General features: G+C 48.3%; 20 protein-coding genes. 4 read left to right on the top strand and 16 right to left on the bottom strand.

What is annotated here, in order from left to right:
- Positions 1-191: 191 nt before the first annotated feature.
- On the bottom strand, positions 192-518 hold the full coding sequence (gene trxA, locus ACN0TF_RS08675) for a thioredoxin TrxA (RefSeq protein WP_011235588.1): 327 nt from the start codon (positions 516-518) through the stop codon (positions 192-194).
- Between the two features lie 91 nt (positions 519-609).
- On the opposite strand from trxA, the gene rhlB reads away from it, so the two are divergent.
- Together rhlB and ACN0TF_RS08665 are read left to right on the top strand one after the other, a co-directional pair.
- A complete protein-coding gene (gene rhlB, locus ACN0TF_RS08670) occupies positions 610-1,887 on the top strand; it encodes an ATP-dependent RNA helicase RhlB (RefSeq protein WP_417441601.1) in 1,278 nt (425 codons plus the stop codon).
- 1 nt (position 1,888) lies between these two features.
- Positions 1,889-2,815, top strand: a complete 927-nt coding sequence (locus ACN0TF_RS08665) for a Ppx/GppA family phosphatase (RefSeq protein WP_417441600.1) — start codon at positions 1,889-1,891, stop codon at positions 2,813-2,815.
- On the opposite strand, the gene hemB is transcribed toward ACN0TF_RS08665, so the two are convergent.
- From hemB to trmH, 11 genes are read right to left on the bottom strand one after another with little or no spacing between them, the layout of a single operon-like run.
- Positions 2,812-3,819, bottom strand: coding sequence for a porphobilinogen synthase (gene hemB, locus ACN0TF_RS08660; RefSeq protein ID WP_417441599.1), 1,008 nt, complete (start codon positions 3,817-3,819; stop codon positions 2,812-2,814). The two genes, ACN0TF_RS08665 and hemB, sit on opposite strands and share 4 nt — an antisense overlap.
- A 17-nt stretch (positions 3,820-3,836) precedes the next feature.
- Positions 3,837-5,615, bottom strand: coding sequence for a diguanylate cyclase (locus ACN0TF_RS08655; RefSeq protein WP_417441598.1), 1,779 nt, complete (start codon positions 5,613-5,615; stop codon positions 3,837-3,839).
- Positions 5,608-6,399 (bottom strand): TatD family hydrolase, encoded by a 792-nt coding sequence (locus ACN0TF_RS08650; protein ID WP_417441597.1) that lies wholly within the window; start codon positions 6,397-6,399, stop codon positions 5,608-5,610. Before ACN0TF_RS08650 ends, ACN0TF_RS08655 begins: the two co-directional genes overlap by 8 nt.
- Complete coding sequence (gene tatC, locus ACN0TF_RS08645) at positions 6,389-7,123, bottom strand: twin-arginine translocase subunit TatC (protein ID WP_417441595.1); 735 nt, start codon at positions 7,121-7,123, stop codon at positions 6,389-6,391. The genes ACN0TF_RS08650 and tatC overlap by 11 nt, the downstream gene beginning before the upstream one ends.
- Positions 7,116-7,466, bottom strand: coding sequence for a Sec-independent protein translocase protein TatB (tatB, locus tag ACN0TF_RS08640; protein WP_272989508.1), 351 nt, complete (start codon positions 7,464-7,466; stop codon positions 7,116-7,118). The genes tatC and tatB overlap by 8 nt, the downstream gene beginning before the upstream one ends.
- Positions 7,467-7,688 (bottom strand): twin-arginine translocase TatA/TatE family subunit, encoded by a 222-nt coding sequence (tatA, locus tag ACN0TF_RS08635; RefSeq protein WP_011235596.1) that lies wholly within the window; start codon positions 7,686-7,688, stop codon positions 7,467-7,469.
- Positions 7,689-7,708: 20 nt separating this feature from the next.
- Positions 7,709-9,370 (bottom strand): ubiquinone biosynthesis regulatory protein kinase UbiB, encoded by a 1,662-nt coding sequence (gene ubiB / locus ACN0TF_RS08630; protein ID WP_417441671.1) that lies wholly within the window; start codon positions 9,368-9,370, stop codon positions 7,709-7,711.
- Positions 9,371-9,372: 2 nt separating this feature from the next.
- Positions 9,373-9,978: a ubiquinone biosynthesis accessory factor UbiJ gene (locus ACN0TF_RS08625; RefSeq protein WP_417441594.1), complete on the bottom strand. Its 606-nt coding sequence runs from the start codon at positions 9,976-9,978 to the stop codon at positions 9,373-9,375.
- On the bottom strand, positions 9,978-10,733 hold the full coding sequence (gene ubiE / locus ACN0TF_RS08620) for a bifunctional demethylmenaquinone methyltransferase/2-methoxy-6-polyprenyl-1,4-benzoquinol methylase UbiE (RefSeq protein WP_011235599.1): 756 nt from the start codon (positions 10,731-10,733) through the stop codon (positions 9,978-9,980). Before ubiE ends, ACN0TF_RS08625 begins: the two co-directional genes overlap by 1 nt.
- 41 nt (positions 10,734-10,774) lie before the next feature.
- Entirely contained in the window at positions 10,775-12,856 is a 2,082-nt protein-coding gene (gene recG, locus ACN0TF_RS08615) for an ATP-dependent DNA helicase RecG (protein ID WP_417441593.1), read from the bottom strand.
- A gap of 9 nt (positions 12,857-12,865) precedes the next feature.
- A complete protein-coding gene (gene trmH, locus ACN0TF_RS08610) occupies positions 12,866-13,546 on the bottom strand; it encodes a tRNA (guanosine(18)-2'-O)-methyltransferase TrmH (RefSeq protein WP_417441592.1) in 681 nt (226 codons plus the stop codon).
- 96 nt (positions 13,547-13,642) lie between these two features.
- Here trmH and ACN0TF_RS08605 point away from each other — a divergent pair, with 96 nt between their 5' ends.
- Complete coding sequence (locus ACN0TF_RS08605; protein ID WP_417441591.1) at positions 13,643-14,851, top strand: EAL and HDOD domain-containing protein; 1,209 nt, start codon at positions 13,643-13,645, stop codon at positions 14,849-14,851.
- 5 nt (positions 14,852-14,856) lie between these two features.
- On the opposite strand, the gene ACN0TF_RS08600 is transcribed toward ACN0TF_RS08605, so the two are convergent.
- The gene (locus ACN0TF_RS08600) at positions 14,857-16,386 is read right to left on the bottom strand and encodes a bifunctional GNAT family N-acetyltransferase/carbon-nitrogen hydrolase family protein (protein WP_011235603.1); all 1,530 of its coding nucleotides are present in this window, start codon (positions 16,384-16,386) and stop codon (positions 14,857-14,859) included.
- A 122-nt stretch (positions 16,387-16,508) separates the two neighbouring features.
- Here ACN0TF_RS08600 and ACN0TF_RS08595 point away from each other — a divergent pair, with 122 nt between their 5' ends.
- Entirely contained in the window at positions 16,509-17,849 is a 1,341-nt protein-coding gene (locus ACN0TF_RS08595; protein WP_417441590.1) for a Na+/H+ antiporter NhaC family protein, read from the top strand.
- On the opposite strand, the gene ACN0TF_RS08590 is transcribed toward ACN0TF_RS08595, so the two are convergent.
- The 3 genes from ACN0TF_RS08590 to rpoZ all read right to left on the bottom strand — a co-directional run bounded on the left by ACN0TF_RS08590 (position 17,850) and on the right by rpoZ (position 20,721).
- A complete protein-coding gene (locus tag ACN0TF_RS08590) occupies positions 17,850-18,242 on the bottom strand; it encodes a RidA family protein (protein ID WP_011235605.1) in 393 nt (130 codons plus the stop codon).
- A 1-nt stretch (position 18,243) separates the two neighbouring features.
- A complete protein-coding gene (spoT, locus tag ACN0TF_RS08585) occupies positions 18,244-20,349 on the bottom strand; it encodes a bifunctional GTP diphosphokinase/guanosine-3',5'-bis pyrophosphate 3'-pyrophosphohydrolase (protein WP_417441589.1) in 2,106 nt (701 codons plus the stop codon).
- Positions 20,350-20,451: 102 nt separating this feature from the next.
- Positions 20,452-20,721 carry a DNA-directed RNA polymerase subunit omega gene (gene rpoZ / locus ACN0TF_RS08580; RefSeq protein WP_011235607.1) on the bottom strand — a complete coding sequence of 90 codons (270 nt, stop codon included), beginning with the start codon at positions 20,719-20,721 and terminating at the stop codon, positions 20,452-20,454.
- Positions 20,722-20,752: the final 31 nt, after the last annotated feature.

Here is a 20,752-nt window from a genome sequence, read left to right as displayed (position 1 = left end):
GTAAAACAATTGGAACTTTCGGAATTCGCGAAGTGCGAAACCAGAAACAGACGTTTCATTTAAAAACAGGTTAACCGGTGGAGTTGGTGAACCCGTATGAACAGTTAATGAGCAGAAGTTATCACCAAAAAAGCAATTCGTCCAGTTTTCTCAACAAAAACGGCGCATAACACGCCGTTTTTTGACAATCATTAAATATGCTGGTCTAAAAACTCGGTCAGTTGAGCACGTGATAATGCACCCACTTTAGTTCCGACAACTTCGCCGCCTTTAAACAACAATAACGTTGGAATGCCACGAATATTGTATTTAGGTGGGGTTTGTTCATTGTGGTCGACGTTCAGCTTACCAATAACTAATTTATCAGCGTACTCGCTGGCAATGTCATCAAGAATAGGCGCTACCATTTTACATGGTCCACACCACTCAGCCCAAAAGTCGACTAATACGGGTTTATCGGAATTTATGACATCAGCATCAAAACTGTCATCACTTAGCTGAACTATTACGTCACTCATGGTACTCTCCGCTACTTTCTTCGCGTGGAAATATTAGAATAGTATTATTTCTGTTTTTGAATACAAGCGCAAACTGATATGCTTATAACTTATGACTAAAAAACATCTTACAGAAACTCGCTTTGCTGATTTGGCGCTTCACCCCAAAATCCAGCAAGCAATATCCAGTGCCGGATTTGAGTATTGTACTCCAATTCAGGCGTTAAGTCTGCCCGTTGCTCTGTCTAACCGCGATGTTGCTGGTCAGGCTCAGACAGGTACAGGCAAAACCTTGGCATTTCTGCTGGCTACTTTCAACCGCTTAATGCAGAACGAATCGTCCGAAAAAACCGAATCGGGCCCACGCGCACTGATTATGGCACCGACTCGGGAGCTCGCTATTCAGATAGCCCACGATGCTGACGCTCTTATTGAGCATTGCGGTTTGAAAATGGGCGTGATCTACGGCGGTGAAGGCTACGAAGGTCAAAAAGAACAACTGGCTGCACAACCAGATATACTGGTCGGCACCACGGGTCGTCTTATCGACTTTTATAAGCAGAATCTATTTAGCCTTAAAGATATTGAAGTTGTGGTGCTGGACGAAGCCGACCGCATGTTCGATCTTGGCTTTATTGATGACATTCGCTACCTGTTACAGAAAATGCCGGATCCATCCAAGCGTCTGAATCTGCTGTTCTCTGCAACATTGTCTTATCGTGTGCAGGAACTGGCGTATGAACACATGAATGCGCCGACTAAACTCGAAGTGGAACCGTTACAAAAAACGGCCACACGGGTAACTGAAGAACTGTTTTATCCTTCTAAACCCGAAAAGTTTCCGCTATTACTTACGTTGATTGAGGAAGACTGGCCGGATAAAGCCATTGTTTTCGCCAACACCAAGCACGGTTGCGAGAAAGTGCACGGCTGGTTGGTCGCGAACGAGCACCGTGCGGGTCTGTTAACCGGTGATGTTCCGCAGAAAAAGCGGTTACGCATTCTGGAAGACTTCGCCGAAGGAAAGCTCGACTTTTTAGTTGCTACCGATGTCGCTGCACGTGGTCTGCATATTCCTGAAGTGACTCATGTGTATAACTTCGACTTACCGGATGACTGCGAAGATTATGTTCACCGTATAGGCCGCACAGGTCGTGCAGGAGCCAGTGGCGCTGCAATAAGCCTGGCGTGCGAAGAGTACGTATACAACTTACCCGCTATTGAAGACTACATTGGTCACACCATTCCGGTTACCAAATACGATGGCGATGCTTTGCTTTCTGATTTACGACGTCCGCGTCCAATTCAGCGCCGTCGTCGTCATAACTCAGGCGGAGGCAAGGGCAAACCTCGCGGCCGTCGCTCGGGACCTCCGCGCAACGCGTCGTAATATGCCAGCCAAAAAGCGCAAACTTGCTGCCATCGACATGGGATCCAACAGTTTTCACCTGTTGATGGCAGAAGTTTCAATGACGGGGTTCTTTCCTAAGCCCCGAATTCTTTCCCAGCATAAGCAGAAAGTTCGTTTAGCCGACGGCTTGAATGACAATGACAGCATAGACGACGCTGCCATTTCCCGTGGCATAGATTGCCTTACTCTGTTTGCCGAAGAGCTTAAACGCTTCCAGCCCTTTGCAGTAAAAGCGGTAGCAACTGCAGCGCTGCGCAAAGCCAGTAATCAGAAAGAACTTCTTGCACGCTTTGAGTCGACATTAGGCTTCCCTATTGAAGTTATTACCGGAGAGCGTGAAGCTGAATTCATTTATGCGGGAGTTTGCAGTGCATCGCAATGCCGGGATAAAGTTCTGGTTATTGATATTGGCGGTGCCAGTACTGAGGTTGTAGCCGGTAATGGAACCCAGGCCAATGTGCTTAATAGTCTGGATATGGGCTGCGTGGTGTTTCAAAACCGCTTCTTTAAAGGTGGAGAAATTACCCCTGATAACGTAGAACTAGCTATTCAGGCCGCTACCAAGCTTATTACACCCTACACCGCTGATTACCAGCAACATGGGTGGCTGCGGGTGCTTGGCGCATCAGGTACTTTTCGTGCACTTACTGAAATAGCTGCGGCGGAGAAACAGCCAGGGCTTACTCAAAGCTGGTTAAGTGAACTGATTCAGCGTTGTATCCGGCAAGGACAAGTTGATAGTCTGAATTTTGCCGGATTACGTGATGACCGCCGCGCTGTTCTAATGGGTGGAATCACCATACTTTTGGCAGTTCTGAAAGTACTTAGTGTGGACGATTTTGAAGTGACTACCGGCGCGTTGCGCGAGGGGCTACTCGCGCAACTTGCTAATGAAATTACGGCTTAGCGTTTTTTCGTTGCCAGACGTTCAGCTACCGATTTTGCAAAGTAGGTTAAAATACCGTCAGCGCCTGCTCGTTTGAAACCCAGCAAACTTTCTTCAATAACGTCCTGGCCCAGCCAGCCATTTTTAATGGCGGCCTGGAGCATGGCGTATTCACCACTAACCTGGTAGGCAAAAGTCGGCACGCCAAAAGTGTCTTTTGCACGGCGTACAATGTCTAAATAAGGCATGCCCGGCTTCACCATTACCATGTCAGCGCCTTCCTGAATATCCAGTGCAATTTCCTGCAGAGCTTCGTCTGAATTAGCCGGATCCATCTGATAAGTCTTTTTGTCAGCCCCCTTCAGGTTGCCGGCAGAGCCCACCGCGTCGCGGAATGGGCCATAAAACGCGCTGGCATATTTAGCCGAATACGCCATAATTTGAGTGTTGATAAAGCCTTCAGCTTCCAGTGCTGAACGAATAGCGCCAATGCGCCCGTCCATCATATCCGACGGAGCCACAACATCTACCCCGGCCCGCGCATGGGACACTGCCTGCTTGACCAGAACCTCAGTGGTAACGTCATTGACTACATACCCGCTGTTATCGAGAATGCCGTCCTGACCATGAATGGTAAAAGGATCCAAAGCAACATCGGTCATTACTCCTAGCTCCGGAAACTCAGCTTTTATGGCTTTGACCGCACGCTGAGCCAGACCGTTATCATCATAGGCCGCCTCAGCCATCTCCGACTTAGCCGAAGCAGGAGTCACCGGGAATAAAGCGACCATAGGAATACCTAACTCAACCAACTGAGCGCATTCTTGCAACAACAGATCTATACTCACACGGTCAACGCCAGACATTGAACTGACCTGCTCACGCTGGTTCTCACCTTCGAGAACAAACATAGGGTAAATTAAGTCGTCCACGCTTAACTGGTTTTCTGCCACCAGACGTCGGCTAAAGTCGTGGCGGCGTAAACGTCTTAGTCGTCTGCCCGGAAAAGTACCCTGATTTGTCATTCTTGACTCCTGATTGGTTACTGCACCGCTAATCTGTCACGGCCTTCATTTTTAGCCGCATATAGCGCGTCGTCTGCGGCTTTAAAAAGCTCATCTACATTATCAAAAATACGTACGCTAGTGGAGATCACCCCAATACTCAGCGTGATCTTAAGCAAACCGGCATCGGTTTTAAATTCGGTATTACGAACCTTTTCCAGTAACTGACTGGCAAAAATTTCAGCCTCCTGAAGGTCGGTTTCCGGCAAGATAATGGCAAACTCTTCACCACCATAACGACAGACAATATCAGCGGCTCGTTTAGCGTGTTGCTGCATCAATTTTGCTAACTGTTGCAGGATTTGGTCTCCGGCAAGATGACCATAAGTATCGTTCACGGGTTTAAAATGGTCGACGTCGATCATTAGTAAGGCAAGCGGTAACTCGCGACGTAATGTACGCCGCAGTTCACGTTCCAGATGCTGCTGGAAATAACGGCGGTTATACAAACCGGTCAACGGATCTTCGGTATTCTTCTGTTCCAGCTCTGTATTAACGTCCTGGAGCTCGCGCAGAGCAACTTGTAGCTCGAACGTACGTTCGTCAACACTTTCTTCCAGCTCGCGGTTATGACGTTGCTCGGCCTGCAGCCGCTCTTTACGTTGCTCGCTGTAGCGTACGGCAAGAACCCAGGACAACAGCAAAATTTCAATGCCTGAACCTATCATAATGGCATGACGCTGGATGAACATGCTGTCGATGATGCCCAGATAACCGAGAGAATTGACAACTACAGAAACGAGCAAGCTACACCAGGCTAAGGTGAAAATGCGGGCGTAAACAAAACCCTTACGCCACATATATACGCCCACAACCAGAAGAAATAAACAACCAGGTACAGCTAAACTCAACAACACATGAATGCTAACTCTATAGTTGGCGAAAATAGCAATTAGCAGACTCAAACCGGCAAGGAAGGCCATCACCATTAGCCCTCTGCCCCAGGTATATCGGTAACGTTTTAGTTCGAGGAGCTGATAAGCAAACAAGGCAGCGGTTAGAAAGGTTAGACTACCGAATATAGGAATTCCTTTATCCTGCAAATACAGAGAGTCAGGCCATAAATAATGAAAGCCGAGCCCCTCTAATGACAGCATCAATCCGGCAAAAAACAGGGTGTAAAGAGAATAGACACCAAATTCGGGCTCGCGCGACGCAATAAAACCGAAAAGATTATAAACCGCCATACAAAGCAGTACGCCAAAGTAAATTCCTTCGGCAATACGACGATTCATTTGCGTCTCGAAAAAACCAACTTCGGTACGTACAGCGATAGGCAGGCGCATAGAGCTTTGCGTATTGGTCTTGATATAGATTTCACCACCGATGTCATTGGGTAACGGAACAGCAAATTCCGAGGTCGGTATTGGACGCTCGTAGAAAGGCAAAGTGTCACCCATCCGGTAAGTTCTTACCCCCTCCGGCCTCATAATATAAATGGTCAGCTCATCGAGCAAAGGGTAGGCAATATGCAAAATACGGTCATAAGGCTGAGCGTCTAGCTTAAAGCGAAACCAATATTCATCAGTGGTGTAACCAAAGGAGGCGCGGTCTGTATTCAGTTTATGCCAGTCAGTTGAAGGTAAGTTTTTTGCGGTTTCTAAGTCCAGCTTTTGCTGACTGTTAGTGTACTCAATTGCCAGCTCTGACTGGCTTTCGGGAAGTATTTGCGCCGCAGCAGCGGATGCAGAAAAAAGCAGAGCCACTAGAGCCAAAAATAGCCACTGCAATGCACTTATCCCGGAAGCTTTAGTCACTGTTCTCTCCCAGCCCGAAAAACCGTTCCGTATTAGCATAGGTCAGCTCGGCTAAATGCTGTACCGACACATCAAGATAGTTGGCCAGAGCCTCTCCAACTATCGGTAAAAGCGCAGGTTCATTCATTTTAGGTCGCGGCTTCAGCCCCCGCGGTAATAAAAACGGTGCATCCGTTTCAAGTACCAACCTGTTCAGAGGCAGATACGGCAAAGCTGACACCAGTTCCTGGTTACGTCGCTCGTCGCACACCCAGCCAGTAATACCAAACCAATGACCTCGCTTAGCATAACGATTCAGCGCTTCAGCGTCACCGGTAAAACAGTGGGTTAAGCAGGGAGTTGAGTCATCGCAGTACAGGTTTAACAACTCTATTTGGCGGTCGATTGCATCGCGTTCGTGCAAATACAGCGGGAGGTTTAGCTCATTAGCCAGCTCAATTTGAGCAGCGAATACCTTTTCCTGCGCATCACGGGGAGAAAAGTTTCGGTTGAAATCCAGACCACATTCGCCAATAGCCACAACATAGGGCAACCCGGCCAATTCCCGTAACTGCTCTTTGTAATTTGCTGGCGCCTCACCAGCGTCATGTGGGTGAATACCCACGGTCATCAGCAACTTCTCAGGAAACTGCTCGCACAATTTAACGGCTTGCTCCGCCTCTTCAATAGAGGTCGATATAATCAGTTGTTTTTGCACATTGGCCTGCTCGGCACGAGCCATAACTCCTTCCAGATCGTTCAACAACCGTTTGTTGGTTAAATTGACACCGGCATCAAACCACATCGTCATCTTCCTGTTGGGTGGGTGTATACCAACGGCTAACTTGCAGCCCTAGCTCAAACAGCAACCACATAGGTATCGCCAGTAAAGTTTGGGAAATGACATCGGGAGGGGTTAACAACATACCAATAGCGAACGCGCCAACAATGATGTAAGGCCGTTTTTTAGCCAATGATTCGCGCGTGCAGGTGCCGGTCCAGATCAACAGCATAATGGCAACCGGCGTTTCAAAGGCAATACCAAAAGCAACAAAAATCGCCAGAATAAAGTCCAGATAACGAGATATGTCCGTGGCAACCGTAACCCCCTCCGGAGCTGCACTGCTGAAAAATGCCATGGCAAGAGGCAGAACCACAAAATAGGCAAAGGCAATGCCGGCATAAAACAGCAAAGTGCTGGTAGCCAAAAGCGGAATTACCAGGCGCTTCTCGCGACCATACAAGCCCGGTGCGATAAAACCCCATATTTGCCACAGTAAATAGGGAACGCAAAGAGCCAGCGCCACAACCAGAGTTAACTTAAAAGGAGTGAAAAAAGGTGCAGCAACGTCTGTGGCTATCATTTGTGAGCCAACAGGCATGTTCATCAGCAACGGCTGGGCGACAAAATGGTAAATGTCATTGGCAAAGTAAGCCAACGCAGCGAACACAACCAGAATAACCAATACCGAGCGTAATAGGCGGTTTCTGAGCTCCAGCAAATGATTTAATAACGGGGAGTCACTCATTACCTTTACCCACGTCGGTTCCGGGTTTTTCTTTGGGTTCGGAATCTGGCTTAGAATAAGGTCGCTGAACCTCTTCTGCCGCACTTCTTAATTCGACTAGCGAGCGTTGCAGTTCCGGACTTAAATTTTCAAGATCCTGACTCTCGGCTTGTTTTAAGTGTTCGTGCAGCTCTTTTATGCGCAGTTCGTGGTCAAGCTCATTCTGTACTTTTTGAGAGTATTGCTTAATACTCGACAAGGTTCTCTGAAAGCCACGAATAGCCGAAGGCAGGCGCTCGGGACCAAGCACCAGCAAGCCGACTATTGCAATCAGCAATAACTCCCAGAAACCAATATCGAACATTTAAGATTTCCCGGATTTATCCGAATTGGACTTATCGTCATGTTCTTCTTTGTGCTGCAAAGAGTCGTCTTTATCTTTGCTGTCATCTTCGTCGCCCATAGACTTTTTAAAACCTTTTACCGCATTACCTAAGTCTGAACCCAGGCTACGCAGACGCTTGGTGCCAAACAGCAATACAACAATGACCAACAAGATGAGTAACTGCCAAGGTGATACACCCATGTTATTTCCTACCGTTTAAGTTAAACAAATTCACTATTCGTTGTTTTGGGGCGAGTACGCCAGGCCATAATGCCCAGCACTGCCGTGACAATACCTGCACCAATCGTCACTTCTGAAAGCTCAGTCTGGTTCCAGAGCAATGTCGTACAAATTAAGCCGCTGCCGGTTAACACAGTCCAGAACAGCGAGGTCGATGCTTGTCTTTGAGTTAATAACTGCTGCTTACGTAACTCTCGCTCACGCTCATCAATATTATGTTGTTGACGAAGGTTTTCATACAACATCATTGGCATTTCCGGCAATTTCTCCGCCCAGTACGGCGCATTCTCTTTTACCGACCGTACAATCGCGCGCCAGCCCAGCTGTTCCTTCATCCAACGCTCAAGGAAGGGTTTGGCTGTTTTCCATAGGTCCAGTTCTGGGTACAACTGACGCCCCAAACCTTCAATGTACAACAGAGTTTTCTGCAGTAATACCAACTGCGGTTGCACTTCCATTTCAAAGCGTCGCGCCGTATTAAATAAGTTAATCAGCACATGTCCGAATGAAATTTCCGCCAACGGCTTCTCAAAAATTGGCTCACAAACCGTTCTTATAGCCGATTCAAATTCTTCAATATTGGTATGCTTTGGTACCCAGCCTGAGTCAACATGAAGCTCCGCAACTTTACGATAGTCGCGGTTAAAAAACGCCAAAAAATTTTCAGCTAAATAACGTTTGTCGTCGCGGTTCAGAGTTCCGACAATACCAAAATCAATACCGATGTAGCGCGGGTTTCTCGGATCATCTTTCGCCACAAAAATATTGCCCGGGTGCATGTCGGCATGAAAAAAGCTGTCGCGGAACACCTGAGTGAAAAAGACTTCAACACCCCGCTCTGCCAGTTTTTTCATATCGACGCCGCGGGCTTTCAGGGCGGCAATATCACTCACCGGAATGCCATCAATGCGCTCCATTACCATCACGTTATGGCGACTGTAGTCACTGTAAACGACTGGAATATAGAGCATGTCAGAGTTTTCGAAGTTACGCTTCAGCTGTATCGCGTTTCCGGCTTCGCGCATTAAGTCCAGCTCATCCAGCAGAGTTTTTCTATACTCTTTAACCACTTCTTTAGGTTTTAAACGCCGCCCGTCGGGCAAATGGTGTGCAGCTACCGAAGCCAGGGTTTCCATCAATTCTAAATCCGCATTAATGGTCTCGCGAATATCCGGGCGAATAACTTTTATGACAATATCCGTTAGCTCACCGTCTCTGGTCTTCAGTTTCCCGGTGTGCACCTGAGCAATTGACGCTGACGCTAAAGGCGTTGTGTCAAAATCTGCAAAACAGTCATGGATGCTCTGCAAACCTAAAGACTTTTCGATAATACGCTGTGCGGCATGGCCGTCGAAAGGAGGAACTTTGTCCTGCAGGCGCGCCAGTTCAATTGCAATATCAGGCGGTAATAAGTCGCGGCGGGTTGAGAGCATTTGGCCGAACTTGACCCACACCGGGCCAAGCTCTTCCAGTGCCAATCTTAAACGCACACCGGCAGGCTTGTCTTTATGCTTATTGGGTAACCAGAAAAAAGCATGGCGGCCTAAACGAATAGTCCAGGGCAACCAACGCGCAGGGATGAGATCATCTAACCCATAACTCAGTAGTGTTTTGGTAATTTTGTAAAAGCGACGCGTCCGCATCATCAACCCTTCTTCTCACGACACTGGCGTTCAAGGCGCTCGATTTGAGCCCGCAGCTGTTGTAAATCGGTTTTAAACTGGTCAAATTCAGCTCTTACCGGTAATAATTTCTTCTCTTCGGTCAACACTCCATGCACCCAGCGCTGCTGCTGTTGCCAATGTTTTTTTACCTGCTCACGGCTGCGTCGCCAGAGCTTACCCAGCCAGTAGGCAGGCGCATCACCAATGGTTTTCGCCAGTTCGGCTTCCCAGTCAACGTTCAACGACTTAAACAAGCTAACCACTTGTTGCGCCAGCATGGGGTCACCATCAATATCCAGTAAGTCCGCTTTTATCAGCCGCGTGAGATTAGCGGTATCCTGCAACTCAGGCAGTACACCCATTTCTGTTGCAATACGACAGTCTACTTCGCTGTCATCGGAGGTACTGAGCTGAACACCGTGGGCATCGACACTCACGGTGACTTCAAAGGGCAGCTCCTTCAGATGAAAGCGCAGGCGCTTGCCGTTTAACCGCTGCAAACGTTCCGCCGATTCCGGGTCCCGGTGCAGCACATTGTTTGCTAACTTCTCGACCAACAAAATTGGAATAAGCGGTAATAACGTCATCAGAACTTATACCCTCGGTGCAGTGCAACCACGCCACCTGTCATGTTCTGGTAGTCGACTTTTTCGTAGCCAGCAGCTTCCATCATTGACTTCAGCGTTTCCTGGTCCGGATGCATACGGATAGATTCCGCCAAATACTGGTAGCTGTCAGAGTCGTTAGCAACAACCTGCCCCATTTTCGGCAAAATGTTGAACGAATAAAAGTCGTACACCTGGTTCAAGGTAGCCGATACCGGCTTAGAAAACTCAAGAATTAATACCCGACCGCCAGGTTTCAGTACCCGCAGCATAGAGCGAAGAGCTTTGTCTTTGTCGGTAACATTACGTAAACCAAAAGCAATGGTAATAACATCAAAGGTATTATCATCAAACGGAAGTTCTTCCGCGTCAGCCTGCACGTAACGAACATTGCCAATAATGCCTCTGTCACGCAGCTTGTCACGACCCACTTTCAGCATGGCGTCGTTAATATCGGCCAGCACAACTTCGCCCTCAGCACCGACACGACGTGAGAACTGAGCCGTTAAGTCGCCGGTTCCACCGGCAATATCCAATACCTTCATACCCCGGCGAACACCGCTGCAGTCAATGGTATAACGCTTCCATAAACGATGAATACCAAACGACATTAAGTCGTTCATAACATCGTATTTTGCCGCTACCGATTGAAAGACATCAGCGACCAGGTTTTTCTTCTGATTACGGGCGACTTTTTGGTACCCAAAATCAATGGATTCTTCGTTTTTATCGTTCATTCAACTATCCCGAACTGATTTTGTACTAGTGTACTTGATGATCACACCTGAGCATAGTGATCACGACGCGGTAACCAACGCTCAATTAGCGCTTCTGCGCTTTGCGGATAATGCTCTAATACGTGCTGAGCAATATTTTGGGCTTCTGGTATTAACGCTTCATCACGCTCTAAGTCGGCCACTTTTAATTCGGCTAACCCAGTTTGCCGATGACCCAGTAATTCACCCGGCCCGCGAATTTCCAGGTCGCGCTGCGCAATCACGAAACCGTCGTTACTTTCGCGTAAAACACCCAGCCGTTGTTGAGCCGTTTGCGATAACGGACTGTGATACAACAGCACGCAATGACTGGCTACCGAGCCCCGGCCAACCCGGCCACGTAATTGGTGCAGCTGCGCTAAACCTAACCGCTCCGGGTTCTCAATGATCATGAGCGACGCGTTGGGAACATCCACTCCAACCTCTATGACCGTCGTTGCGACCAATAAGTCAATATCACCCGCTTTAAACGCCTGCATCACCTGTTCTTTCTGCTCATGTTTAAGCCGGCCATGTACCAGCCCAATGCTTAAGCCTGGCAGTTGCTCCTGCAGATCGTTCGCAGTGTCTTCTGCCGCCTGACATTCAAGTACATCCGATTCTTCAATAAGGGTACAGACCCAATACGCCTGACGGCCTTCAGTGGCACAGACCTCACGCACTCGCTCCACTATTTGCTCGCGCCGGGTATCCGGAATGGCAACCGTAGTGACCGGTGTGCGGCCGGGTGGAAGCTCATCAATTACCGAGGTGGCAAGATCGGCATAGGCCGTCATAGCCAAAGTTCGCGGAATAGGTGTTGCAGTCATAATTAACTGGTGAGGATGCACACCCGCCTGAACGCCTTTTTCGCGTAATTGTAACCGCTGGTGCACACCAAAACGGTGCTGTTCGTCAATAATCACCAACGCCAGACGCCGATACTCAACATCCGCCTGAAACAACGCATGGGTACCAACCAGTAAATGAATATCCCCCTGCTTTAACTGTGCCAGCAATTCCCGACGGGACTTGCCTTTAGATTTGCCACTTAACCAGCCCACGTTGATTCCTAAAGGCATCAACCACTGGCTAAAAGTAATGGCGTGCTGTTCAGACAAAAGCTCGGTCGGCGCCATTAAAGCCACCTGATATCCGGCTTCAATAGCTGCCAGAGCACTGAGCGCAGCAACCAGAGTTTTGCCTGAACCGACATCCCCCTGCACCAGACGCATCATTGGTTGCCCTTGCGCCATATCGCTGGTAATTTCTTTCACCACTCTTGCCTGCGCACCAGTTGGTGAAAACGGCAATTGCTTTAAGAATGCCTCTTGTAACGCACCATTGCCTTTTATGGTAAAGCCCGCCTGAGCCTGTCGAGCCTGGCGTAGCTGCAACAAACTGAGCTGATGAGCAATAAGTTCTTCCGATGCCAACCGCTGCTGCGCCGGATGCTCGCCTTGCTCCAGCAGTGCCAGGGGAACATCAACCGGCGGCCGGTGCAGAGTCAAAATAGCCTGCTCCAGAGAAAGTTGATGGGGTCTTAAGTTTTCAGGCAGAAGTTCAGGTAAAGAACCGGGCTGAAGATACGTCAGTGCCTGTTCGATGATTTTACGCAAAATTCCCTGAGTCACGCCTTCCGTCGTGGGGTAGACCGGCGTAAGAGTTTCCTGCATATTCAATGGCTCGCCAGCTTTGACCGTTCGATACTCGGGGTGAATCATTTCCCAGCCGGTCATGCCCCGACGCACTTCGCCAAAGGCTAATAACTGCGTGCCTTGAGCAAATTGCTTTAACTGAGCTGCGCTAAATTGAAAAAAGCGCAGACTGATACTGCCGGTTTCGTCGCTGGCCTGACAAATCAGCATACGCTTACGACCGTACTTGATATCGGCGTGCCGCACCGTGACCAGAACATTGGTAGCCACACCCGCACGTAAACTTGCAACGTCAGTTACCTGAGTACGGTCCTCATATCGCAGCGGCAGATGCAACAGTGCATCACTGACAGAGGCTAAGCCCAGCTTGCGCAGCTTAACCGCAACCTTTTCGCCCACACCTTTAAGTACCGTCAGTGGAATGTGCTGCAGTCCTTTTACCGCCACTTTTGCTCCTTATCTTGCGCGCATCGCCAGCCACCAGGCTTCATCAGCGACAATTTGTCCATTTTCATCCAGCTCCGGATAAGGCATATTCTTTCGTTTACAAGCCTTTGCATAAATTGGATGACCGCCTTCAAATAACACCCTGTGCCGCTCTTCGGCGCTGATATGTGCTTTATCGTACAAACCCGCCTGCTCTCTTTGTCGCTGCGCTTCATACAACATCACAGCGCCAGCCACAGAGACATTAAGCGACTGTACCATGCCTACCATAGGAATCATTACGTGATGATCAGCAATATCTAAAGCTTCATCGGTAACGCCGTATTTTTCCTGCCCCAGCAGAATTGCGGTTGGTTTGGTGTAGTCCACTTCACGAAAATCCACCGAATGTTCCGAAAGGTGAGTTACCACCACTTGCATACCCCGACCTTGAGTTGCGTCCAGCGCTTCGCCAATCGTTTTATGATTATGGATTTTCACCCAGTTTTGACTGCCCAGCGCGGTACCACCCGACAAACGCGCCTTTTTGGTTAGCCATATCGCGTGCATTTCATGCACGCCTATCGCATCTGCTGAGCGAACCACCGCAGACAAGTTATGGTTTTTATGCACGTTCTCCATGACAACGGTCAGGTCTGGCTGGCGCTTGTCCAACATTTGGTTAATTCGTTGATATCGTTCAGGACTCATTGCTTTTTTATGAAAATAGGACTAGATATAAGCAGTATACCCGAGAGATTCGGTCAGAACTAACCCTATGCTCCACTCAGGATAATAAGAATAACAATGTCGTACTCCTACATTGCGCGGCAACCTATTTTAACCAGAGACCAAAAAGTTTTTGGTTATGAACTGCTGTTCCGCAACAGCACTGAAAACAGTTTTCCGAATATTGACCCTAACGAGGCCACCTCCAAACTGCTTTTGCAGCAACATTTACTGGGCGACATTCAGACGCTTTGTATGGGAAAGCAGGCGTTTATCAATTTTCATGCCCGTACTTTGCTAAATGACTTCCCTTCCTTTCTCAACGCCCGCACCGTGTGGGTAGAGCTACTGGAAACCGTGGGGGTTGATGCGCCTTTGTTAGAAGCATGCAGTGCCACTCGCGCAAAAGGTTACCGAATTGCATTGGATGATCATGATTTTGCCGGGCAATGGGAGCCTCTAATTCCCATGATCAACATGGTGAAAGTCGATATTCAGGAGCAAGGTTTAGAGCTTGACGAAAAAATTCGCTTCTTTAAAGAAAAGGGCGTTCCACTGCTCGCGGAGCGGGTTGAAACCCGGGACGAGTTCGAGCGTTGCCTGGAGTTAGGCTTTGATTATTTTCAGGGCTTTTTCTTCGAAAAACCGCAAATAGTCCAGCAAAAATCGCTCGCGCCTAACCGCATTAGTATGCTGACATTGTTATCTGAGGCGCATAAAAAAGAGCTCGACTTAGATACCATACGACAGGCTATTGAACAGGACTTATCACTCACTTACAGTTTGCTTAAACTGGTCAACAGCGCTCTATACGGCGGCCGTAAAAAGATTGAAAACATTCAGCATGCGCTGGTCTACTTGGGGACAACCGAAATTCGCCGTTTTATTACTCTGGTTGTTTTAGCTAATGTGTCAGCAGGGCAGCCTGAAGAGCTGACCATTAAGTCGGTAACCCGCGCCCGGTTTATGGAGTTAGTTACGGTTGAAATTCTTAACGAAAAGCACCGTTCCAGTGCTTTTTTAACAGGCATGCTCTCTTTACTGGATATTATACTGGGACTGTCGATGGACGATGTGCTTAAACAACTTCCGCTTTCTAAAGATATTACCAAAGCACTGAAAACCCGCGAGGGTGTGTGGGGTTACCTGCTGCAAATGACTGAGCTTTATGAGCGCGGCGAGTGGGAAGCTCTGGATAAACACCCGCTAAAACAAAAACTAAACGGCACCGATATTGGCCAGCTTTATATCGATGCCAGCCAATGGTGCCGTTTAGCCCTGTTCTAAACGCCCTAACTCATCCGTTTACGAGACACTTCATAGATATCCGTACGACGATCCTTTTTATTGGTCACCGAGCCTTCATGGTGCAAATAACGCAGCTCATCCAGATTTAAATCTGAGAACATTAGCATTTCCGTGTTCGGCGTGGTCTCCGACATGATGGCGTCATGCGGGAAGGCGAAATCCGAAGGAGAGAATACTGCCGACTGCGCATATTGCACATCCAGACTTTCCACTTCAGGCAAGTTACCCACGCTACCGCAAATCACCACATAACACTCGTTCTCTACCGCACGGGCCTGAGCGCAATGTCGTACACGCAGGTAGGCGTTACGGGTATCTGTCCAGAACGGTACAAACAGAATTTCTAATCCTTCGTCCGCCATTATGCGGCCCAGTTCTGGGAACTCCACGTCATAGCAAATTAAAATGCCAATGCGTCCGGCGTCGGTATCGAACACTTTAACTTCGTTGCCGCCTTCAATGACCCAGTCGCGCTTTTCGTGCGGAGTAATATGCAATTTGTACTGCTCTTCTACCGAGCCATCGCGACGACACAAATACGAGACGTTATAAATACTATCTCCGTCCTGCACCGGCATCGATCCGGTAATAATATTGACGTTATAGCTGACTGCCATTTGCGACATTTCACGCTTAAACAGATCGGTGTACCCAGCCAGAAAACGAATTGCGTCCATTTGCTGGCTCTGGTCAGTGAGCCCCATTAACGGCGCATTGAAAAACTCCGGAAAGACGGCAAAGTCACTTTGATAACCCGACAGAGCATCAACAAAGTATTCCACTTGCTTCAGCAGTTCTTCTACCGACTCCACCGAGCGCATTTGCCACTGCACGGCACCCACACGCACATTTTGAATACGGGTTGTCAGAATGTTATCTGAAGGCTCGTACAGAAAGTTATTCCACTCCAGTAAAGTGGCAAAGCCGCGTGACTTTTTATCTTCCGGAAGATACTTACCCAACAGGCGTTTTACGCTAAAGTCATTCGCCAGCTGAAAGGTCAGAATGGGATCATAAATTTCACGCCGCTGCACTTTATCCAGATACTGACTTGGCGTCAGCTCATTTGCATATTTGTGGTAATTGACAATACGACCACCGGCCAGAATAGCGCGCAGGTTGGCCTGCCGACACAGCTCTTTACGTGCATCGTACAAGCGACGCCCCAGACGGTAACCGCGATACTCCGGGTGAATTAATACATCCAGCCCATAAAGCGCGTCACCTTTTTTATTGTTAAGAATGGCCTCTCTGTGACCAATTAAATCGTCATAGGCGTGAGGGTTAGAAAACTTGGTGTAGGCCACCTTAACCGTTAAGGCGACACCAACAATGCGGCCATTATCTTCCAGACAAAACTGACCTTCAGAAAAATCTTTTATCAGCTTTTCTATGGTGAACTGGCTCCAGGAGCCGCCTATGTCTGTGTAAACAGCATCCATTAATTCTTTTAACTGTTCATAATCTTCCAGCCGCAAATTTCGTATTTGCAAATGCAGTTCATCGGGGCTCATTATCTCTATCCTGATCTAAAACAACTTTACCGACAGTCTACACGTAATTGGAATAAGGTTGCATCAGGATAATTAGCTGTATAAACTTCTGGACGTCCAAATAAAAATAAGAAGGCTGACACATGACCAATGCTTCGCCACAACCGGCTAGCGCTAAAGCGCTGTTACCTCTCGCTTTATTCTTGATCCTGTTCTTAGGAACCGGATTGTATTTTCAAAGCGAAGGGGTTGAATACGCGTTTTACCAATTACCCAGCCCGGTTGCGATTCTGCCGGCAATAGTCCTTGGTATTTTACTGAGTAAGCAGGCATTTGAAGAGCGCATCGAAACCTTCGTTGGCGGTGTCGGCGACAATAACATTATTACCATGTGCCTCATTTACTTGCTGGCGGGGGCGTTTTCGACGGTGGCAGAAGCAACCGGCGGCGTCGATGCCATGGTGGCACTGGGGCTAAATGTTATTCCGGCTTCTTTCCTGCTGCCCGGCTTGTTTATTATTGCAGGGGTTATCTCTACCGCTATGGGCACCTCTATGGGCACACTGGCGGCGCTGGCCCCGGTGGTTCTGGGCATTGGTGAAGCAACCGATATTAGTTTGCCGCTGCTGGCCGGGGTACTTGTTAGCGGTGCCATGTTTGGCGATAACTTATCCATTATTTCAGACACCACCATTGCCGCGACTCGTACACAGGGCTGTACCATGCGAGACAAATTCCGCGCGAACTTAAAAATTGCCATACCCGCGGCTATCTTTACCGTAATTTGGTTAGTGACATACGATACCAGCCAGGTGCCTTTAGAAATTCCGGAAGCCAACTTATGGCTATCATTACCTTATTTCATCATTATTGTTTTAGCGGTTATGGGGCTTAATGTCTTTGCCGTGCTCGGGCTTGGCATTGTCTTAGCTGCCGCTTTTGGCATGTTCACTGTCGACTACGAATGGGTAGCTTTTAGTCAGGATATCTACGAAGGTTTTGGCAGTATGCAGGAAATCTTCCTGCTGTCGCTGCTCATTGGTGGCTTGTCGGCGTTAATTCGCCAGCAAGGGGGGTTGGCGTTCTTAGCGGGCTTTGTCGAAAGCGCAGCCAATAAGGTCAGTAAACACAAACAGCGTGCATCAGCTATTGGCGTTGCTGCACTAACCGCTCTGACAAATTTATGCGTCGCTAACAACACCGTCAGCATCTTATTGGCCGGAGAAGTTAGTAAACGTCTGGCCAAAGTGGGGAATTTAGCGCCGCGCCAAAGCGCCAGCTTATTGGATATTTTTGCCTGCGTCGTGCAGGGAGCTTTGCCTTACGGGGCACAGGCACTGTTGATGGGAGCCAGTTTTAAAATCTCGCCGCTATCGGTCAGCCTGCATACGGGGTATTGTTTTATTCTGGCAGCAGTGGCTATTACCATTATCATCTGGCGCCGCCCTCTGGAAGACAGAGAGCCGACACCGGAATCAGCTTAGTTAATAGGTACTGGGCAGCTCCATAATACCGTCAATTTCAATTTGCGCGCCTTTCGGCAACTGCTTTACGCCGATAGCCGCGCGAGCCGGATACGGCTCTCTGAAATGCTTCGCCATGACTTCATTTACAATGGCGAACTGTCCCAGATCGGTCAGGTAAATCTGTACCTTTATCATGTCCTGCAGTTCGCCGCCGGATGCCTCACAAACAGCCGTCAGGTTTTTAAATACCTGCTCAGCCTGGGCCGTGAAGTCTTCGCTGACAAGCTCCATGCTTTCAGGAACCAGAGGAATTTGTCCGGAAAGGTATACTGTTGTACCAATTTTTACCGCCTGTGAATAAGTGCCGATAGCTGCCGGCGCTTTATCCGTTGAAATAATCACTTTAGACATATTACTTCCTTAAGCGCGTCACGCGCTGAACATCCGGCATCTTACGAATATGACGTATCACATCCGCTAAATGCTTACGGTTTTTTATCGTTAAAGCCACATCAATGAAATAAATGTTGGCATCAATTTCTTCAGTCTGCAGACCATCAATATTACAGCCCGTGGTTGCAATAGCCGATGTTAACTTTGCCAGCACGCCCTGATTATTGACAATTTCAATGCGAATTTCAGAAATAAACTCAGCTTCAGGTTTGTTATCCCACTCAACCGGGAAGTAACGCCCAGGATCATCTTCATGTCCGCGAACGTTTTTACATTCACGACGATGAATGACCAAACCTTTACCCGGACTAACATGAGCAATGATATCGTCGCCCGGAATAGGACGACAGCATTTGGCAAAACTAACCAGCAGACCTTCTGCGCCTTTTATTGAGAGGCTTTTCTGTGATGCATTGTCATCTTTTATTGGCTGTAAGTCGCCTAATAGACGCTTCGCGATGGCAACCGACATCATATTGCCCAAACCAATTTGTTTCAGCAAATTCTCACGGCTATCAATTTTCGTTTCCTGCAACACGCGGTTAAATTCCGACTCTGGAATTTCGTCGTAACTGACCTGCCCCAGCGCTGAGCGAAGTAAGCGCTCACCCAATTGTTGCGCTTCGTCAGCTTCCTGACTTTTCAGATACTGACGAATTTTAGCCCGAGCTTTACCCGTTACCACAAAGTTTAACCAGGCAATATTCGGCCGCGAATTAGGTGCTGTTTTTATCTCAACCGTTTGTCCGGTTTCCAGCGGCTTGCTTAACGAGTAAGTACGATGATTAACTCTTGCACCTATACAGGTATTACCAATGTCGGTATGAACCGCGTAAGCAAAATCTACCGCCGTAGCGCCCTGAGGTAATTCGGTGATACGCCCGTCGGGACTAAAGACATAAATTTCATCCGGGAATAAGTCAGACTTTACGCTTTCAATAAATTCAAAGGAATTACCCGCGCTTTGTTGTAGCTCCAACAAGCTTTGCATCCACTTACGCGCACGCACTTGAGCCGTGGTGCTGGAATCGTCTGATTGTTTGTACATCCAATGCGCGGCGACACCGCGGTCAGCCATCAGATCCATCTCTTCGGTACGAATCTGAATTTCTACCGGCACGCCATGCGGGCCTTTTAAAGAGGTATGCAACGACTGATAACCGTTCGACTTTGGAATAGCAATGTAGTCTTTAAACCGCGTTTCAATGGGCTTATACAAATTGTGCAACGCCCCAAGAACCCGGTAACAGGTATCGACACTGTCCACAATGACGCGGAAAGCGTATATGTCCATGACCTGTTCAAACTTCACTTCTTTGGCCTGCATTTTCCGGTAAATGCTGTGCAGATGCTTTTCACGGCCAGAGACCCGCGCCTGAATATTGTTACCGTCCAGACGCGAACTGATTTCGCTTTGCACACGCTCTGTAAACTCGCGACGGTTACCGCGGGCACGTTTTACTTCTGACTCAAGCAATTTCCCACGCCAGGGGTACAGCGCCCAGAAACCAAGTTGCTCCAGCTCATTTTTAATATCGTGCATACCCAGTCGGTGTGCCAACGGAGCATAAATTTCTAAGGTTTCACGAGCAATACGGCGGCGTTTATCGGGGCGCAGATGCTGAATGGTGCGCATGTTATGGGTGCGGTCAGCCAGTTTAATCAGAATAACCCGAATATCCTGCACCATCGCCATAATCATCTTGCGATAGTTTTCAGCCTGAGCTTCTTCCTTGGAGTTAAACTGCAACTTATCCAGTTTAGAAACACCCTCCACTAAACTGGCAACGGTTGCCCCAAAACGCTCGGCCAAATCTTCACGGCTGGTTTCAGTATCTTCAATAACGTCATGAAGTAAAGCCGCCATTAAGGTTTCGCAATCCAGTCTCATGTCGGCAAGCAGGCTTGCAACCGCAACCGGGTGCGTAATGTAAGGCTCGCCGCTACTGCGTTTTTGCGAACTGTGGGCTTCGTTTGCTACAACAAAGGCATCACGAATACGTTCCACCTGCTCGGACGGAAGATACTCACTAACCTGAGCCTTTAAGCCTTCAAATAAGTACACCAGTTAACTCCCCGGGTAATACCGGACTATGAATATACTTTCAGAATAAGGGGATTTGACGGAATTGCCAACGGCATTGATGCCGTTGGCGAACAGAAACTTTTATTCGATACCGCGCAGCGCATCTACCGCACGCAGTTCTTCAGCGTCTTGCTGCTTTTGAGCCGCCTGATCTTCAATATCAAGACGTTCGTTGTCGATAAGGCCTTGCTCTATTTCACGCAAAGCAATAACAGTTGGTTTTTCGTTTTTTGTTTCAACTAATGGCTCTTTACCATTGGCCAACTGACGCGCGCGGCGTGAGGCTAACAAAATTAAATCAAAACGGTTACCAACACGGTCTACAGCATCTTCTACAGTTACGCGAGCCATGGTTTACTCCCAATAAAGCGTGAGTCGTATT

The organism is Idiomarina sp., assembly GCF_048265525.1.
GTDB lineage: Bacteria > Pseudomonadota > Gammaproteobacteria > Enterobacterales > Alteromonadaceae > Idiomarina.
This window is presented reverse-complemented; position numbering and strand designations above follow the sequence as displayed.

Coding starts and splice junctions, on each gene's coding strand:
- trxA (WP_011235588.1), bottom strand. CDS start 518: ATGAGTGACGTAATAGTTCAGCTAAGTGATGACAGTTTTGATGCTGAT.
- rhlB (WP_417441601.1), top strand. CDS start 610: ATGACTAAAAAACATCTTACAGAAACTCGCTTTGCTGATTTGGCGCTT.
- ACN0TF_RS08665 (WP_417441600.1), top strand. CDS start 1,889: ATGCCAGCCAAAAAGCGCAAACTTGCTGCCATCGACATGGGATCCAAC.
- hemB (WP_417441599.1), bottom strand. CDS start 3,819: ATGACAAATCAGGGTACTTTTCCGGGCAGACGACTAAGACGTTTACGC.
- ACN0TF_RS08650 (WP_417441597.1), bottom strand. CDS start 6,399: ATGTGGTTTGATGCCGGTGTCAATTTAACCAACAAACGGTTGTTGAAC.
- tatC (WP_417441595.1), bottom strand. CDS start 7,123: ATGAGTGACTCCCCGTTATTAAATCATTTGCTGGAGCTCAGAAACCGC.
- tatB (WP_272989508.1), bottom strand. CDS start 7,466: ATGTTCGATATTGGTTTCTGGGAGTTATTGCTGATTGCAATAGTCGGC.
- tatA (WP_011235596.1), bottom strand. CDS start 7,688: ATGGGTGTATCACCTTGGCAGTTACTCATCTTGTTGGTCATTGTTGTA.
- ubiB (WP_417441671.1), bottom strand. CDS start 9,370: ATGCGGACGCGTCGCTTTTACAAAATTACCAAAACACTACTGAGTTAT.
- ACN0TF_RS08625 (WP_417441594.1), bottom strand. CDS start 9,978: ATGACGTTATTACCGCTTATTCCAATTTTGTTGGTCGAGAAGTTAGCA.
- ubiE (WP_011235599.1), bottom strand. CDS start 10,733: ATGAACGATAAAAACGAAGAATCCATTGATTTTGGGTACCAAAAAGTC.
- trmH (WP_417441592.1), bottom strand. CDS start 13,546: ATGAGTCCTGAACGATATCAACGAATTAACCAAATGTTGGACAAGCGC.
- ACN0TF_RS08605 (WP_417441591.1), top strand. CDS start 13,643: ATGTCGTACTCCTACATTGCGCGGCAACCTATTTTAACCAGAGACCAA.
- ACN0TF_RS08600 (WP_011235603.1), bottom strand. CDS start 16,386: ATGAGCCCCGATGAACTGCATTTGCAAATACGAAATTTGCGGCTGGAA.
- ACN0TF_RS08595 (WP_417441590.1), top strand. CDS start 16,509: ATGACCAATGCTTCGCCACAACCGGCTAGCGCTAAAGCGCTGTTACCT.
- ACN0TF_RS08590 (WP_011235605.1), bottom strand. CDS start 18,242: ATGTCTAAAGTGATTATTTCAACGGATAAAGCGCCGGCAGCTATCGGC.
- rpoZ (WP_011235607.1), bottom strand. CDS start 20,721: ATGGCTCGCGTAACTGTAGAAGATGCTGTAGACCGTGTTGGTAACCGT.